General features: G+C 58.5%; 12 protein-coding genes. 4 read left to right on the forward strand and 8 right to left on the reverse strand.

Going from position 1 to position 16,336, the window contains the following annotated elements; all coding sequences use genetic code 11:
- The first annotated feature begins 38 nt into the window (after window positions 1-38).
- Entirely contained in the window at window positions 39-758 is a 720-nt protein-coding gene (locus AC1Q8Q_RS19200; RefSeq protein ID WP_110752136.1) for a FadR/GntR family transcriptional regulator, read from the forward strand.
- A gap of 149 nt (window positions 759-907) precedes the next feature.
- Here AC1Q8Q_RS19200 and AC1Q8Q_RS19205 read toward each other — a convergent pair whose 3' ends face one another.
- Both AC1Q8Q_RS19205 and AC1Q8Q_RS19210 read right to left on the reverse strand, forming a co-directional pair.
- Entirely contained in the window at window positions 908-3,292 is a 2,385-nt protein-coding gene (locus AC1Q8Q_RS19205; protein ID WP_020799306.1) for an efflux RND transporter permease subunit, read from the reverse strand.
- A gap of 28 nt (window positions 3,293-3,320) precedes the next feature.
- Complete coding sequence (locus AC1Q8Q_RS19210) at window positions 3,321-4,373, reverse strand: WD40/YVTN/BNR-like repeat-containing protein (protein WP_454865797.1); 1,053 nt, start codon at window positions 4,371-4,373, stop codon at window positions 3,321-3,323.
- A gap of 496 nt (window positions 4,374-4,869) precedes the next feature.
- Between AC1Q8Q_RS19210 and AC1Q8Q_RS19215 the strand changes: the two genes are divergently transcribed.
- Both AC1Q8Q_RS19215 and AC1Q8Q_RS19220 read left to right on the forward strand, forming a co-directional pair.
- Window positions 4,870-6,786, forward strand: a complete 1,917-nt coding sequence (locus tag AC1Q8Q_RS19215; protein WP_492615369.1) for a hypothetical protein — start codon at window positions 4,870-4,872, stop codon at window positions 6,784-6,786.
- A 488-nt stretch (window positions 6,787-7,274) separates the two neighbouring features.
- Window positions 7,275-8,579 carry an ElyC/SanA/YdcF family protein gene (locus AC1Q8Q_RS19220; protein WP_225441919.1) on the forward strand — a complete coding sequence of 435 codons (1,305 nt, stop codon included), beginning with the start codon at window positions 7,275-7,277 and terminating at the stop codon, window positions 8,577-8,579.
- Window positions 8,580-8,662: 83 nt separating this feature from the next.
- On the opposite strand, the gene pepN is transcribed toward AC1Q8Q_RS19220, so the two are convergent.
- The 6 genes from pepN to AC1Q8Q_RS19250 are packed head-to-tail and all read right to left on the reverse strand — an operon-like array spanning window position 8,663 to window position 15,180.
- Complete coding sequence (gene pepN / locus AC1Q8Q_RS19225; RefSeq protein WP_492615370.1) at window positions 8,663-11,320, reverse strand: aminopeptidase N; 2,658 nt, start codon at window positions 11,318-11,320, stop codon at window positions 8,663-8,665.
- A gap of 10 nt (window positions 11,321-11,330) precedes the next feature.
- A complete protein-coding gene (locus AC1Q8Q_RS19230) occupies window positions 11,331-12,161 on the reverse strand; it encodes a DUF2797 domain-containing protein (RefSeq protein ID WP_492615371.1) in 831 nt (276 codons plus the stop codon).
- Window positions 12,158-12,418, reverse strand: a complete 261-nt coding sequence (locus AC1Q8Q_RS19235) for a YeaC family protein (RefSeq protein WP_020799300.1) — start codon at window positions 12,416-12,418, stop codon at window positions 12,158-12,160. Before AC1Q8Q_RS19235 ends, AC1Q8Q_RS19230 begins: the two co-directional genes overlap by 4 nt.
- A 34-nt stretch (window positions 12,419-12,452) precedes the next feature.
- Window positions 12,453-13,322, reverse strand: coding sequence for a rhomboid family intramembrane serine protease (locus tag AC1Q8Q_RS19240; protein ID WP_168758020.1), 870 nt, complete (start codon window positions 13,320-13,322; stop codon window positions 12,453-12,455).
- Window positions 13,319-14,290, reverse strand: a complete 972-nt coding sequence (locus AC1Q8Q_RS19245) for a metallophosphoesterase (protein WP_020799298.1) — start codon at window positions 14,288-14,290, stop codon at window positions 13,319-13,321. The genes AC1Q8Q_RS19240 and AC1Q8Q_RS19245 overlap by 4 nt, the downstream gene beginning before the upstream one ends.
- Window positions 14,290-15,180: an NAD(+) kinase gene (locus tag AC1Q8Q_RS19250; RefSeq protein ID WP_020799297.1), complete on the reverse strand. Its 891-nt coding sequence runs from the start codon at window positions 15,178-15,180 to the stop codon at window positions 14,290-14,292. Before AC1Q8Q_RS19250 ends, AC1Q8Q_RS19245 begins: the two co-directional genes overlap by 1 nt.
- Before the next feature lie 122 nt (window positions 15,181-15,302).
- Between AC1Q8Q_RS19250 and AC1Q8Q_RS19255 the strand changes: the two genes are divergently transcribed.
- The gene (locus tag AC1Q8Q_RS19255; RefSeq protein ID WP_151142387.1) at window positions 15,303-16,253 is read left to right on the forward strand and encodes a DUF1853 family protein; all 951 of its coding nucleotides are present in this window, start codon (window positions 15,303-15,305) and stop codon (window positions 16,251-16,253) included.
- Window positions 16,254-16,336 lie beyond the last annotated feature (83 nt).

Consider the following 16,336-nt stretch of genomic DNA (forward strand, 5'->3'; position numbering starts at 1 on the left):
GCGCGGCATCGCCATCGCACAGGACCGCGCCGTTCCCCATGGATTACCGCAAACCCTCCGACCGCAAAAGCATGCACTCGCGCATCGTCCAGGAACTGGGCATGCAGATCGTCTCGGGACGTTTCCTGCCGGACGACAAACTGCCCGCCGAAGCCCTGCTCTGTGAGGAGTATGCCGTCAGCCGGCCGGTGTTGCGCGAAGCCACCCGTGTTTTGGTCGCCAAGGGCCTGGTCTATTCCCGTCCGCGGGTCGGCACGGTGGTCAAGCCGCGCAAGGAATGGCACATGCTCGACCCGGACGTCCTGCATTGGCTGATGCAAAGCAGCCCGCAGAACCAGTTCTTCGACCTGCTGACCAGTGTGCGCAGCATCATCGAACCGGCCGCCGCCGCCCTCGCCGCGCAGTTCGCCACCGACGCGGACATTGCCGCCATCGGTGAAGCCTACCAGCGCATGGAGGCGGCACCGACGCCGGAAGCCTTGCTGCAACCGGACCTGGATTTCCACAGCCGTATAGCCGACGCCACCCACAACGACTTGCTGGCCAACCTGTGCAACATGCTGTCGGTAGCGATTGCCGAAGCGTTGAAGCATTCCAATCAGCGGCCAAACCTGCATGAGCTGGCGTTGCCGCGGCACAAGGCGATTCTCACGGCCATCGAAAACCGCGATGCGCTGGGTGCGCGGCATGCGACGCTGGTGCAACTGGACGATGCGCGTAGTGCGCTGAATGTAGTGCTTGGCACCGATCCCTCGTAAAGCAAAATCAAAAGATCGCAGCCTGCGGCAGCTCCTACAGGGGAATGATGTACATCTGTAGGAGCTGCCGCAGGCTGCGATCTTTTGATCTTCACGCACAAAAAAAAGCCGCAACCCTGAGGTTGCGGCTTTTTTGTTTCAACCAGGGATCAGTGAGCAAACAGCGAATTACCCTTCTGCCCCGCCAGCTTTTCCGGTTTGATCAGGAACCGCGCCAGTGCCGGCAGCAGCCACAACGCACCGAACATGTTCCACAGCAGCATGAAGGTCAGCATCAGGCCCATGTCAGCCTGGAACTTGATGGCCGAGAAGATCCAGGTGCATACACCGATGGCCAGGCACAAGCCGGTGAACAGCACGGCCTTGCCGGTGGATTTCAGCGTCTGGTAATACGCCTCTTGCAACGGCAGGCCGGCACGCAGGAAGCTTTCCAGACGGCTGTAGATGTAGATGCCGTAGTCCACGCCAATCCCCACCCCGAGCGCCACCACCGGCAGGGTCGCGACTTTCACGCCGATGCCCATGAAGGCCATCAGGGCGTTGCCCAGCACCGACGTCAGCACCAGCGGCAACACGATGCACAAGGTCGCCGCCCAGGAACGGAAGGTGATCATGCACATGACCGCGACGCAGATGTACACCAGGATCAGGATGGTCAGTTCGGACTTCTTGATCACCTCATTGGTGGCCGCCTCGATCCCCGCGTTACCGGCCGCCAGGATGAATTCCAGGTTCTCGGTGTTGTGTTCCTTGGCGAATTCCTGCACCGCATGCACCGCACGGTCCAGGGTTTCGGCCTTGTGATCGTTGAGGAACACCAGCACCGGTGCCAATGAACAGCTGTTGTTGTACAGGCCATCGGCGCGGGCGATGGAATTGTTCAACACGTCCGGGTTACGCGACAGGGTTTCCCATTTCAGGTTGCCCTCGTTCATGCCCTTGATCATCTGCTTGGACACGGTGACCAGCGAGATCGCCGACTGCACGCCCTCGGTGTTCTGCATCTTCCACATCAGCTCATCAATCGGCGCCATGGCTTCGTAGCGCGAGCAGCCTTCGGCCTTGGTCTTGACCATCACCACCAACACGTCGGAACTGGTGGAGTAGTTGCTGATGATGAAGTTGTTGTCCTTGTTATAGCGCGAGTCCGGACGCAATTCCGGCGCGCCCTGGTCGAGGTCACCGATCTTCAGGTTCTGGCTGTACCAGAGGCCACCGCCAAAGGCGACCAGCGCCAGGAAAATCGAAACCGGTGCAACCTTCGCGCTGGCAAAATTCGACAACAGGCGCCAGAACGGGTGCTCGCGGATCGCATCCTTCTTGCTGCGAGCCACGGCACGCTTGCTGATACCCACGTAGGAAATCGCCACTGGCAACAGGATCAGGTTGGTGAACACAATCACTGCCACACCGATGGAAGCACCGATGGCCAGCTCGCGGATCACACCGATATCGATGATCAGCAGCGTGATGAAGCCCACCGCATCGGCGAGGATCGCGATCATCCCCGGCAGGAACAGCTGGCGGAAGGTGCGCCGCGCCGCCGTCAGGGCGTTTTCCGCCTCGCTGGATTGCAGGGCGATGCCGTTGATCTTCTGCACGCCGTGGGAAATACCGATGGCGAAGATCAGGAACGGGACCAGCATCGAGTAGGGATCGAGCCCGAAGCCGAAGAAGTGCATCAACCCCAACTGCCAGACCACCGCCACCAGGGTGGTACTCAATACCGCCACTGTGCTGCGCATGCAGTTGGTGAACCAGTACAGCAGGATCAGGGTGATGACGAAGGCAACACCGAAGAACATCACCACCATCACCAGGCCGTCGATCAGGTCGCCAACTTTCTTGGCGAAACCGACGATATGGATCTTCACGTTGGGGTTCTGTTTCTCGAACTTGTCGCGGATCTTATCTTCCAGCTCGTGGGAGAACTTGCGATAGTCCAGTGCCAGCAGCTTGCCCTGGTCCTGCGGGTCCGGGTAGGACTCCAGCAGCGGGATGTCGACGATGCTCGACTTGAAGTCGTTGGCCACCAGGCGCCCGACCTGCCCGGACTTGAGCACGTTGTTACGCAACAGGTCGAGGCTTTGCTGGGAGCCGTTGTAGCTCTGCGGGATCACTTCACCCCCAGCAAAGCCCTCCTCCGTCACTTCGGTCCAGCGCACGCTCGGGCTCCACAGCGACTTGAGGCCGGAGCGGTCGACGCCAGAGATGTAGAACACCTCGTCGTTGATCTGGCGTAACGTCTCCATGTACTCCTTGGAGAAGATGTCGCCGTCGGTGGCTTCCACGGAAATGCGGACGGTGTTGCCCAGGTTCGCCAGGTCGTTACGGTGCTCCATCATCTTCTGGATGAACGGATGCTCGAGCGGGATCATTTTTTCGAAGCTGGTGGACGGGCGGATCAGCGTCGCCTGCCAGAACAGGAAAACACTGACCAGCAGGCAGATGAAAATCACTGCCGGGCGGTTGTTGAAGATCAGGCGCTCAAGAAACGTCGCCTTGTCCTGATGATGGGTGCTTAAGGATGTCATGACTACGCCTTCTTATTATTAACCCGGCTCATTTGCCCAGCTCAGCGCCATTTGGCGAAGTGGCGCGAACGCCGCCCTGTCCAGCCAGAATCAGATTGCCGTTCCCTGCGGCGACGACAGATGAGAGCGAGATACGATCCCGACGGTTGAAGACGCTGAAGGTTTCACCGTTGTCGCTGCTGCTGATCACCGAACCGCCGTTGCCGACGATCACAATGGAACCATCGTCAAGCAATGTACCGCCGGACAGGCCGAATTCCAGATCACCGCGTTCAGCCTTGAGCTTGACCTGCTCCCAAGTGCTGCCGAAATCCGTGGAGCGGTAAAGATTGCCGCGCAGGCCATACGCCAACAGCGTATCGGGTTGCGCGGTGCCGATCACACCGAATAGCGAACCCTCGTACGGACCTTCGAGTTTTTCCCAGGTCTGGCCCCAATCGGCCGAGCGGAACATGCTGCCCTGCTCGCCAACGATAAACAGGCCGGCATCCTTGACCGCCGTGATGGCGTTGAGGTGGAACTGGTCTTCGTTGTCCAGGCGGTCGCTGACGTCTTCCCAGTTCTTGCCGCCGTCGGTGGTGGCCATCAACGCACCATACGCGCCTACGGCAAAACCGCTGTTGGCGTCCTGGAACCAGACGTCGAGCAGCGGCGATTCGCGTTTCAGATCTTCGAATTGCTTGGTCCAGGTGACACCACCGTCTTCGCTGGCGAGGATCTGCGCGTCATGCCCCACGGCCCAGCCGTGCTTGTCATCGACAAAGAACACTGAAGTCAGTAACTGGCGGGTCGGCACCTTGGCCTGGGTCCAGGTGGAACCCTGGTCGTCGGAATACAGAATGTGCCCGCGATCCCCGACCGCCACCAGGCGCTTGCCGGCGTGCACGACATCGAGCACCAGGCTTTTGCTGGCCTTGGCCGATTCAACGGAATAAACGACGTTGGACGCTGGCGCGTCAGCGGCCAGCACCGATGTTGACCACACGGCACAGCCCAACAGCGAGAGCGCTGTAGCCAGCAACGCGAATTTGCGCAATGCCGGCGGGCGGCAGATACCCACACCCATGACAGGCTCACTCATAGACCTTCCCCCTTTATTATTGTTAGGTCGTTCAACCTTTCAGGGCGCCGAAAGGGGTACTCACGGGACGTCCTGTTTCAAAAGCATAGTCTTGAAACCCGCAATCCAGAGCCCCTTCGGAAGCTGGCTTATCCTATCGGTGTTTTTCGACGGCTGACAATCGACGGCACGTTATGTTTTGTTAACCGCGGGTCGATGCGTCCCGGGTGAATGGTCGGGTATTACCGCGGGTGATCGTGTTATCCATGGACGGTCTATGCCGGTGTTTGGCTGATCCATGCAGTCCAGCGAATTGTATCGATGAGCGTTTTTTGTCAGAAGCCGACTTGTCGTTCCCCTATGGTGGCTCGCATTGACTCCCCATGGACAGCAAGAAATGATTCCTTCCCCAATTGGCGCCTCATCCAGCCGCCCTCTCGCAAACAACGACCGTCCGATAGTCCCTACACCCATTGCGAAAGCGGTGAATTTCGTTTGCCAGGGACAGGAGAAGTTTGTGGCACTCGCGCAATCACCGGAGGAAAAACCAGGGCGTGATTCGTCTGCGGCGGGACCGAAGCCAATCGGGGGTGGCCGTAAGAACAGAGTTGTCGCGATGCGAGAGCAAAACCAGCAGCGCTTCGCAGGGCTAATGCAAGATCTGGAGAAGTTGCTGGGGCAACAGAAACAGATGCAAAAGCGCGTTGATATCACATACAACGTCATGCAGAGCAAAATGAACGATCCATCGTGCTCCGAACAGGAACGGGCACAGTTCAGACAACGTTACGCCGTCGTATTGGACGCTCAAAGCACAAGCTATGTCACGCTGCTGGACGTGACCACGGAATTGATTGGCTTGAGGGTTGCTCCTGACATTGCCCAATTAGGGTGCAAGCTGCAGGAAAATCTGATCAACAATGCTTATGCGCAAATCACCATTAAAGGCCTGGATCTCGAAGCAGCTAAATGCAAGTACACCCATTCCAATAGTGATGAGGTGCAGCTCGCTACAGCCCTGCTAACCGAAGGTACTGTCGTAGTGGATGGTTTTTTGGAATACATGGGTGAACTCTGCGAAATCTACGAAACGCTGATCAAGCTTCATACGGAGGTGGGGAGCCGTCTTCGCCAACTTCAAGGGATGTCGCACCAGGGGGCCGAGGCCTGGGAGCGATTGACCAGCAACAGGCCCGATAATGAAATTAGCGTGCTGGGTACCAAGGTCTGCCAACTGACCACCTTGACCTCTCTCGGCGCCAAGGAGCCTGGCAGCGACACGTCAGCAGCACTGCTTGACGTTATGGCACCCCTGCAGTTGTTGTTCTCGTCCTATATTGAGCTTCAAATCTCAAAGCACTATAAAAGCGACGATCGTATTGCCGTACTGGATAACCTGGTCAAACACTACGACACCGCCATGGTAGGGCTCACCAGTATTGGCATCCTGAGATCCGATGAATTGCAGCCGGACCGGTTCGCCCATCTGTGTGAAATCGTTGGACAATTGCGCGACGATGCCGAGCACCGTCTGGCTGATGAACTGAAGAGCGCTGAAACGCCGTCCCCGACATCGAAAGCCGAACTTCCCGCTACATCACCCTCCCGCAAGCGGGTCATCCACACTGTCAAAGGCACATTGATCGGAGAGGTTCGGGCTCGAGTTGCCAATCAGGGCACAGACATTGTCGACGTCAGAAGCCCTTTCGAAGACCAGCCACTGGCCTCGTTCCGCGAAGATAAATCGAATGCCTGGGTGGAAATCGTCGAAGCGAGTAAAACCGCACCGAAAGCGCGCGTGACTCCCTACCCGCAACTCAAGGGCGATGCTCGAAAGGCGTTGGCGAAAATCGATGAGCTGGTGCACAAATTCGATGGCTACGCACGAGGGGCGGGCCATCCAAAGGGAATCGAAGAGAGCTTGCAGAACACGGCACAGAATCTGATCGACTATGCGGACCGCCTGGAACGCCACGAAAACGCACCGTCAAACTCGCAGAAGGATGCCGACCTCGTCAAAGACCTGCGGCTCACGGCTGGAACAATCAAGGAAAAAGCAACGCAACTGCGTATCCAAATATCCCTGGCCCAAGCCCCTACCAGCGAAGCCGTGGAGTATCTGTTTCGTCACAAGGAGGTTCACCCGCAAAAAATCGGCGAACGCATACAACTGAAAACCGGACGCCAGGACTTTTTGCAGGAATACGTTCTGATGAACAATAACAATCGGCCATTGTGGTATGCGCACTTTCATTACAAAACATCAAGTGATGCCAACGCCGATTACACCGCCGCCAGCCTGAAAACCAAAGATCAGCGCTTTGAAACCAATGCCACGGCACTGGCCAAGGCACAAAACGCTCACCAGAAAATCGACATTTATCGCGGCCACATCGACAAGGAACTGGCCACGAAAATTTTCTCGCTGCCGTAACCCGTTCGCCGCGCAGTGACTGGCACTGCGCGGCATCAGGATCAAGCCAGGCTGACTCATGCAGTCCAGCGAACTGTATCGATGAGCGTTTTTTGTCAGAAGCCGACTTGTCGTTCCCCTATGGTGGCGCGCATTGACTCCCCATGGACAGCAAGAAATGATTCCTTCCCAATTGGCGCCTCATCCAGCCGCCCTCTCGCAAACAACGACCGTCCGATAGTCCCCACACCCATTGCGAAAGCGGTGAATTTCGTTTGCCAGGGACAGGAGAAGTTTGTGGCACTCGCGCAGTTACCGGAGGAAAAACCGGGGCGTGATTCGTCTGCGGCGGGACCGAAGCCAACCGGGGGGGCGCCCGTAAGAACAGAGTCGTCGCGATGCGAGAGCAAAAGCAGCAGCGCCGAACTGTAGTCATGATCGTTTTTTGACAGATATCGAATTGCCCCCGCCCTATTTTGATTCAAATTTACTAACCATGAAGGCGTGAAATGATTTCCTCGGTAAACGGCTCCTCATCCAGTCAGTCTCTCGAACGCTGCTCCCAACCAACGGGCTCCACACCTGTTTCAAAAGGGTTGGATAAAGCATGCCAAGGAAAAGCTGAATTAGTGCTGACCAAGAACAATCGGCTAAATCAATTCACTGTTCCCAATGGGTATATCTTGACCTCCGGACGCCTAATCACCGTGGCGCGCCCTTATTCGAATGACAGCGCGGCGAAGCCACTCGAACAGACTCTGGCCAATGCGAAAACCATCCTGAACACCGCGCTCACCATGCGCAACCTGATCAAGGAAGGGCATGAACTCGCTGAACTAAAACCTGCAGGCAACTCACCGCAGATAGAACTGGCCACACGCATTCAGTCCAGCTTGGGCGACGCTACAAAGGGTCGTCTATCAGTACTCACCTCACCGATTGCCTTGACCGTCGACAACAGCAAAGTCACTTCACTCAGCCCTTCCAAGAGCGACATGGCCGTTTGGATAAAAAGCCATGACACGCCGGGCAGCTACATAGTGTTGAACGGCAACAACGACGAAACCTACGTCTCATACATCGCCGACAAACTCGCGGACAGCAAGCACATCAACTTTATTACCAGCGGCTTCGGTGGCCACGGCACGACGGATCGCCATGCCATCGCGACCAACAAAACCGAAGGTGACCGCTTTAAAGAGTTGCTGATGGAAAAAGGCATCGCCCCACAACGGATCACAGTTGACCCCTTCTCGACCAACAGCGGTCAAAACGCAATTAACGTCGCGGACATCATCAACCGTGACATTCAGGGTGGAAAACCACTCGGCACGGTTATTGTCAGCGGTACGCCCGCCGCGGTGTTTCGACAAACCTACACCTATGCCCAACAACTCAAGATAAACAGCGAGACGCCATTTCAGATTGAATCATTCCCGTTCTGTGATGAAGCCAAATACACCACGCTCGCCGATAATCTCGCCATTATTCGCGAGTTTTCCACCACGCTGAATTACTTGTTTAATACTGCTTATCTACCAAGTAATGCAGGCCTCTACCCGGATACGTTTTTTTCCTCGGTTCTGGATTGCCTGGCGACGTTCGCTGATAAGTTGACTGCGGACCATCCGAAAGATGCGGATAAATATGGAACGGTTGTCAGAGCTATTCGAACGATCGATCAACAGATGATTGAGCGATTCAAGTCGACGCAGTTGACCTCGGAAGACAAAATGGCCGTCCGCACAGTCGACGACTTCTTCAGATCTCTCTTCAACCCGCTGGAACTTACATTCAATCGCGGCACCGTATAAGCCACAAAAAAATGCCCGTAGCGCAAGATACGGGCATTTCAGTATTTCAACAGCCGTTGCGAAAAAACTCGCTCACACGGTCATCAAGCCAAGCTTTTACTCACCACCTCAAACACGTCACTGGACAACTGCCCCGAAGCACGAATGCGCTCCAGTTCGCCTTTCATCAACGCCTGACGGGCGCTGTCGTACTTGCGCCAGCGAGTCAGCGGTGCCAGTTGGCGCGAAGCGATCTGCGGGTTGAAGCCGTTCAACTCGATCACCAGATCCGCCAGGAAGCGATACCCGGAGCCATCCGCCGCATGGAAGTTGATCAGGTTCTGCCCGGCGAACGCGCCGATCAGGGCCCGCACCTTGTTCGGGTTCTTGATGTTGAACGCCGGGTGCTGCATCAATGCCTTGACGCGATCCAGGCCACCCGGCAGCACACTGCCGGCCTGTACGCTGAACCACTGGTCCATGACCAACGGATTGTCCTTGAAGTGATCGGCGAAGCTGGCCAGTGCCTTGGCTTTCTGCTGTTCGAACGGCGAGTTGACCAGCACGGCGAGCGCAGTCAGGCGTTCGGTCATGTTGTCGCAGGCGTCGAACTGCTCCAGCGTCGCCGCCAGCACTTCGGGCTTGCCGCTGAGCATCAGGTACGACAGCGCAATGTTCTGCAGTGCGCGACGGGCAAAATGCTCGGCTTCGGCCACGTACGGGGTCTTTTTCGACAGGTCGCGGTTGGCCTGGTAACGCAGCCACAAGCCTTCGAACAACGCATCGGCCAGTTGCTTGCGGGCAAACTCGCGGGCGGTGTGAATCGCCTCGACATCGGCCACTTCGCTGATTTCGGTCAGGTACGCTTCGCTTGGCAGCGACAGCATTTCGGCGACCATCGCCTGGTCCAGCGTCTCGTCGGACAGCACGGTACGCAAGGCCGAAACCAGCCGCTGATCCACTACCAGCGCTTCGCCCTTCTGCTGCTGGGCGATCAGTTCCTGCAATACCTGCACCGACAGTTGCTGACCGGCATCCCAGCGGTTAAAGCCGTCGCTGTCGTGCTGCATCAGGAACATCAGTTGGTCACGGTTGTACGGGAAGCTCAGTTTCACCGGCGCCGAGAAACCGCGCAGCAGCGAAGGCAACGGCTGTTCGGCGATGTCGACGAAGGTGAACGTCTGCTCGGCTTCGGTGACCGAGAGGACCCGGGAAGTCCCCTGCGCCGACGCTTCGCCGGCAAGACGCAGGGCAATTTCACCGCCCTGGCTGTCGAGCAGGCCGAGTTCGACGGGAATCACGAACGGCAGTTTTTCAACTTTGTCCGGGGTCGGCGGGCAGCTCTGGCGGAAGGTCAGGCTGTAAGTTTTCGCCGCAGCATCATAAGACTCGCTCACCGCCAAACGAGGTGTGCCAGCCTGGCTGTACCAGCGCTTGAACTGAGTCAGGTCGACGCCATTGGCATCTTCCATGGCCTTGATGAAGTCATCGCAGGTCACGGCCTGGCCGTCATGGCGCTCGAAATACAGGTCGCTGCCTTTACGGAAGCCTTCGGCGCCGAGCAGGGTGTGGATCATGCCGACCACTTCCGAGCCCTTTTCGTACACGGTCAGGGTGTAGAAGTTGGAGATCTCGATGAAGCTGTCCGGCCGTACCGCGTGAGCCATGGGACCGGCGTCTTCGGCAAACTGGTGGGTACGCAGGTAGGCCACGTCCTGGATGCGCTTGACCGTCGCCGAGTTCATGTCGGCGGAGAAGGCGGAATCGCGGAACACCGTGAAGCCTTCCTTGAGCGACAACTGGAACCAGTCGCGGCAGGTCACGCGGTTGCCCGACCAGTTGTGGAAGTATTCATGGGCAACGATGGCCTCGACCCGCTGGTGCGCGGCGTCGGTGGCGGTCTCGGCCTTCGCCAGCACGGCGCTGGAGTTGAAGATGTTGAGGCCCTTGTTCTCCATGGCGCCCATGTTGAAGTCGTTCACGGCGACGATCATGAAGATGTCCAGGTCGTACTCGCGACCATAGACCTCTTCGTCCCAGCGCATGGATTTCTTCAGGCTGTTCATGGCGTGCTGGCACTTGTCGATGTTTTCCGGCTCGACATAAATGCGTAGCGCTACATTACGCTGGGTCATGGTGGTGAAAGTGTCTTCGACGCACCACAAATCACCGGCCACCAGCGCGAACAGGTACGCCGGCTTCTTGAACGGGTCTTCCCAGGTCGCCCAGTGCCTGCCGTCTTCGCCAGGGCCTGAGGCAATCGGGTTACCGTTGGACAGCAGTACCGGATAGCTGTGCTGCTCGGCGACCACCGTGGTGGTGAACGTGCTCATCACGTCCGGGCGGTCGAGGTAATAAGTGATCTTGCGGAAGCCTTCGGCCTCGCACTGGGTGCAGAACATCGTGCCGGACTTGTACAGGCCTTCCAGCGCGGTGTTGGTTTCCGGATGAATCCTGACGCTGGTATCGACCGTGAACGTGGTGCTGGTCGGCTGCAGAGTCAAATGATTCTCGGTGAGTTGGTAATCGGCAAGGCCCAGCTCGCGGTCGGCCAGGGTCACCGACAGCAACTCCAGCTGCTGGCCATCCAGCACCAGCGGCGGCAGGCCCGGACCACGCTCGGGGTTGCGGCGCATCACCAGTTGCGCATGGACCAGGCTGTGGTCCTCGAACAACTCGAAGGTCAGGTGAGTTTCGTCGATCAGGTACTCAGGCGCCTGATAGTCCTTGAGGTAGATCATCTTCGGTTGTTCGGTGCGCATGCTGGAGTCCTTAACTATGCACGGCGAGCTGATAAGCCGTGTATTTACGAATGTTGATCACGCCGGTATCGAAGATCAGGTATTGGCCCTTGACCCCCATCAACGTGCCTTCGGCAATCGGGTTCTTGTCCAGGTTGAAGCTGACGATTTTCGCCGGATACTGATCGACCGGGAAGCGGATTTCGAGCGGTTCGACGTCGGCAATAGTCTGGATCGCCTGCAGGCCGAATCGTTCCTGCAAGCCTTGCAGGCCCTCGGCGCAGCTGTCGAACAACTGGTCACGGATCTGCGGCAGGTCCACCGATACCGCGTCCCCCTTGAGCAAGGCACGCCAATTGGTCTTGTCGGCGACCTGGCTGCGAAACAGATCTTCGACGAAGCCTGATTGCTGGCGGGTCGCGACGCGCATGATGGGCAACGCCTGGCTGGCGCCCTGGTCGATCCATCGGGTCGGCAGCTGGGTGGCGCGGGTGATGCCGACTTTTACCCCGGAAGAATTCGACAGGTAGACAATGTGATCGGTCATGCAGAACGTCTGGCCCCACTCCGGCTCCCGGCAGGTACCGGCGTCGAAATGGCAGCGTTCCGGGCTCATGATGCACACATCACACTGGGCCAGCTTGGTCATGCACGGGTAGCAGTAGCCCTGGCTGAAACTGGTCTTGGTCTTGCGCCCGCAATGGGTGCAGTAGATCGCCCCCAGGTATTCCAGGCGCACCGTGGTGCCGATCAACGGATTGACCGGCACCTCGAGATCGCCCAGGCGAAAGGCATATTGCACATTCGGCCCGTCCAGGCGCGCCGACATTTTACTGATTGCACCGCGGCCAATCTCGATCAATGGATGGCATCCGACTTGAACAGGATATTGGGTACTTGAATCGATTTGGAGCTGCATTCCTGCGGCCCCATGTAGCCAGTACGTTCTTCTTCAGGCAGGTTCTTGATTTCCCAGGCGATCATCGCCTGCAACGACAGTTCGCGTTGTTCGGCGGTGAGCTTGCCACCGTCGGACCATTTACCGATCTCCACTGCCAGTTTCAGGCTCTGGTAGATATCCGGGGTGATGTTCTTGATCATTTCGTTAAAAGAGGACATTGGGTCTCCGCGCTCTTTGAATCACATAACAGTTTTAGACGGCCAGTTTACGGCGGTTGTACAAACCACCCAACAAACCGGTCAAGCATCCGACGAGCAGCCCGCCAACGTGGGCCGCGTTGGCTATTTCGCCGAAACCGATCATCGAGACCAGTCCGGACATGCACAACAATAGCCATATCAGCATCATCGCCAATACCCCTCGGGGCAGGCGATAGGCGCTGTTGGGCGACAAAACCTGAAAAATCCAGCAGTGCCCGAGCAGGCCGTACAGCACCCCGGACAATCCGCCAAACAGGGTTGGCCCGCTGAACACGAACTGGGCATAGTTGGACACGAGGCTGAACAACAAGGTCAGGCCGATGAGGTTGACACTGCCCTGGCGCGATTCGATACGTCGCCCCAACTCCCAATACCACATGCCGTTCATGGCCAGGTGCAGGAAGCCGAAGTGAATCAGCATCGGTGTCACCAGGCGCCACCACTGCCCCGCTGCCAGGCTGTCGGCCAATGGCACGAAATGGATGTACTCGCCGACCACGCGAAAATCGAGAAACGTCAGCCATCGCAACGTACTCAGGTTATCGCCCAGCAGTGTCAGCGCGCCGACGACCAGGCTCAGCAACAGCACCGCCGCGGTCGCTTTGCCATGGCGTACCTGCTCGGCGAAGTTCGGCCGGCGAATCGACTGCGCGATCGGGATATCGAGCTTGTGCTCCGGATCGCCCTCCGGATAGCGCTCGTACAACACACGCACGTCGTCGCTGATGTTGGCCGGCACCCAAAGCACCTGTTCACCAGCTTCCTCGCTGACCCGATGCGGCACCTGCATGCGCTGCAACAACTTGACGAACCCGCTCAGGTCCACCGCCAGCGGCAGGCGCAAGACTGCGACCCGGCTCATTGCAACACCTCCGGTCGCTCGACATCGACCCAGACAAACTTGTGCGGGTCGAGCCGGGTTTCCTGGTCCAGTCGATAGGCCACCAGTTTTCCGTAGAGCACCGCACTGTAGTCCAGGCACGCCAGGTTCGGACGAATCGGCGCCGGTTTGCCGCTGCGCCAGTAGTGACCGACAAACAGCAACGGCTGGTCGGCGCCGTAGCGCAGCAGGTTGTTTTTTTCGGTTGACGACAGTGGCGTTCGGGCCACCGGGTCGGGCAAGGCGTCGGGCTGGAACACGATGTCTCCGTAGGTTTGCGGATCGTCTTCCCAGAATTTGGTACGGAAGAACGAGCGTGTCAGGCCATCGCCGCTGGTCATGGTCAGGCCATGGGGCAGGCGCATGTCGGTGCCGCGCAACAGGCGGTCGAACACGGTACAGGCAAAACTGTCGGGCACGGCCGAGGCCTGGAGGAAGTGCTCGTCGATGCAGCCATCGGGGAACAATGCCCGCAGCGGCTCGATCAATCCGGCGTCCCAGCAGGCATGCACCACCCGGAAGCGTCCGGCATCGATAAATAGCGGCAGTTCATAGAACCACTGCTGGAAGTCATGCCAGTCACCCGGATGATGTTCGAACTGGGTTAACGTTTCATGCAGCAATCGAGCGTGGCGCGGCGTGTGTTCGCGCACGAACTGCTTGCCACTGCCAGGCAATGCCGGGGTTACCCAGCCCAGGGCGTTGAATTCATGATTACCCATGATGCACAGCGCCTGCCCTGCCTCGACCATGTCGTGGACGATGTGCAGCGCCTCGCGAATCCGTGGGCCGCGGTCAATGATATCGCCGACGAACACCGCCATGCGCGAGGCATGACGCCAAACGCCGGCTTGCTTGTGATAACCGAGCCGGTCGAGCAAGTGCTCAAGGGTCAGAGCGCAACCGTGCACGTCACCGATCAGGTCGTAGCTACGCGCGGGATCGAGCATCAGTCGCCTCCACCACCCAACCTGCTGCCCCAGCCGAGTTTGGTCCGGCACACTTCATAGTAGTTGTGGTCGAGGGGGTGGATCAGCCGCAACTTCTGGGCTTTCTTGCTGATGGTGATGGTGTCGCCGGGCGCACAGGTAAAGTGGTTCTGCCCGTCACACGAGACTTGCGGGTATATCTGCATATCCTTGGACACGACGATTTTCAGCTCACTGTTGCCATCGACCACAATCGGCCTGCCTGACAAGGTATGGGGGTACATCGGCACAATCACAATGGCGTCGAGCTTGGGATGCATGATCGGGCCACCGGCAGAAAGCGCATAGGCCGTGGAGCCCGTGGGCGTGGCGACGATCAGGCCGTCGGCCTTCTGACTGCAGACGAACTGGCCGTCGATGTACAGCTCGAACTCGATCATGCGCGTCGATTTGCCGGGGTGCAGCACCACATCGTTCAGTGCATCGCCCTGGCCAATGGCTTCGGCGTGGCGACGAACTTCAGCTTGCAACAGGAAGCGGTTCTCCACCAGATAGTGGCCATCGAGCACTTCGGCGACCTTGATTTCCAGCTCATCGGGGCGGATGTCGGTGAGAAACCCCAGGCTGCCCCGGTTGATGCCGAGCACCGGGATATTGTGCCTGGCCAGCGCCCGTGCCGCGCCAAGCAGACTGCCATCACCGCCCACCACAATGACCATGTCACAGACTTCACCGAGCATCTTGCGCGACGAGGTCTGCAAACCGTGGCCCGGCAGGACTTCGGCAATGGTGTCCTCAAGGATCACGTGCAGGTGACGATCGAGCAGAAAACGTTTCAGTCGGCGGACGGTATCCAGCACCTGGGAACTGCCGAGGCGTCCGATGATGCCGATATTACGAAATTGCTCCATGGGGCTCCTATGGGGACGCGGGGGCCTGCGACGGCGAAAAACACGATTATGGGTGAAAGCGCGAGATAGACAAAATCCTTTCAGCCTCAAGGTGCACCCACGATTCGGGCTATGCTCGCAAGATGATCCTATTTCCAGATTTGCTGCAGTTACCCCACCAGTTGCGCCACCCCGAAGTGCGCGACCTGGCGTGGGTCATCCTCGCCCCGCCGATGCTCGGCGCCACGCCCTGGCCGCAGAGACATCCATTGGCTGGCAGTGACTGGGTACAGGCCCCGGAACACCTGGAAACCTGGCTTAGAAAACTCGACCGGGACAGTTACGGTTTGCTGCACTGGCTGGCCCAGGCCCGCACCCGACGCCTGGGCCTTTATTATGAACGGCTTTGGCAGTTTGCCGTGCAGCATGCGCCCGGCATCGAGTTGATTGCCGCCAACATGCCGATCCGCCGCGAAGGTCACACCCTGGGCGAGCTGGACCTGCTGCTGCGCGATCGCGACGGCGTGCATCACCTGGAACTGGCGATCAAGCTCTACCTCGGCCCGCAGAACGGCGACGGGCACGACACCGCGCAGTGGCTCGGTCCGGGCTGCCACGATCGGCTGGACCGCAAACTGGCCCACCTGAGCCAGCACCAATTGCCGATTTCCGCGCGTGCCGAGAGTCGCGAGGTGCTGGCGGCGCTGGATATCCGGGAGTTCAGCGCGCATTTGTGGTTGGGCGGTTATTTGCTCTACCCATGGCCGGGACAGGCGGCCTCGCCCAGTGGCGCGCACCCACAGCACTTGCGCGGTCGCTGGCTGCATCAAAAGGATTGGACGAGGTTTTTCGCACAGAGCCCGCCCGGCCGCTGGCAACCCCTGCCCCGCCATGCCTGGCTGGCACCGGCGCACTATCCCGCGGAGCAGACCTGGGACGATGAACAGTTGCAAGCTTGGCTCAGCGATCTGGAGCCTTTGGCGCCGGCGCAATTGCTGGTACGCCTGACGGAAAATGCCCACGGCGATTGGGAGGAAGCGGAACGGTTGTTCCTGGTGTCGGATCTTTGGCCGAATGTGCCGGGGCAGTATTGAGTTTTTCGCTGGCTGAACTCCCCCCCCTTCGCGAGCAGGCTCGCTCCCACAGGGGAATGCATTTTAACTGTGGGAGCGAGCCT

The organism is Pseudomonas sp. GW823-FHT06B06 (assembly GCF_058795195.1).

Excerpts from the sequence above, each read along its gene's own strand:
- AC1Q8Q_RS19200 (WP_110752136.1), top strand. The coding sequence starts at position 39 with ATGGATTACCGCAAACCCTCCGACCGCAAAAGCATGCACTCGCGCATC.
- AC1Q8Q_RS19205 (WP_020799306.1), bottom strand. The coding sequence starts at position 3,292 with ATGACATCCTTAAGCACCCATCATCAGGACAAGGCGACGTTTCTTGAG.
- AC1Q8Q_RS19210 (WP_454865797.1), bottom strand. The coding sequence starts at position 4,373 with ATGAGTGAGCCTGTCATGGGTGTGGGTATCTGCCGCCCGCCGGCATTG.
- AC1Q8Q_RS19220 (WP_225441919.1), top strand. The coding sequence starts at position 7,275 with ATGATTTCCTCGGTAAACGGCTCCTCATCCAGTCAGTCTCTCGAACGC.
- pepN (WP_492615370.1), bottom strand. The coding sequence starts at position 11,320 with ATGCGCACCGAACAACCGAAGATGATCTACCTCAAGGACTATCAGGCG.
- AC1Q8Q_RS19235 (WP_020799300.1), bottom strand. The coding sequence starts at position 12,418 with ATGTCCTCTTTTAACGAAATGATCAAGAACATCACCCCGGATATCTAC.
- AC1Q8Q_RS19240 (WP_168758020.1), bottom strand. The coding sequence starts at position 13,322 with ATGAGCCGGGTCGCAGTCTTGCGCCTGCCGCTGGCGGTGGACCTGAGC.
- AC1Q8Q_RS19245 (WP_020799298.1), bottom strand. The coding sequence starts at position 14,290 with ATGCTCGATCCCGCGCGTAGCTACGACCTGATCGGTGACGTGCACGGT.
- AC1Q8Q_RS19250 (WP_020799297.1), bottom strand. The coding sequence starts at position 15,180 with ATGGAGCAATTTCGTAATATCGGCATCATCGGACGCCTCGGCAGTTCC.
- AC1Q8Q_RS19255 (WP_151142387.1), top strand. The coding sequence starts at position 15,303 with ATGATCCTATTTCCAGATTTGCTGCAGTTACCCCACCAGTTGCGCCAC.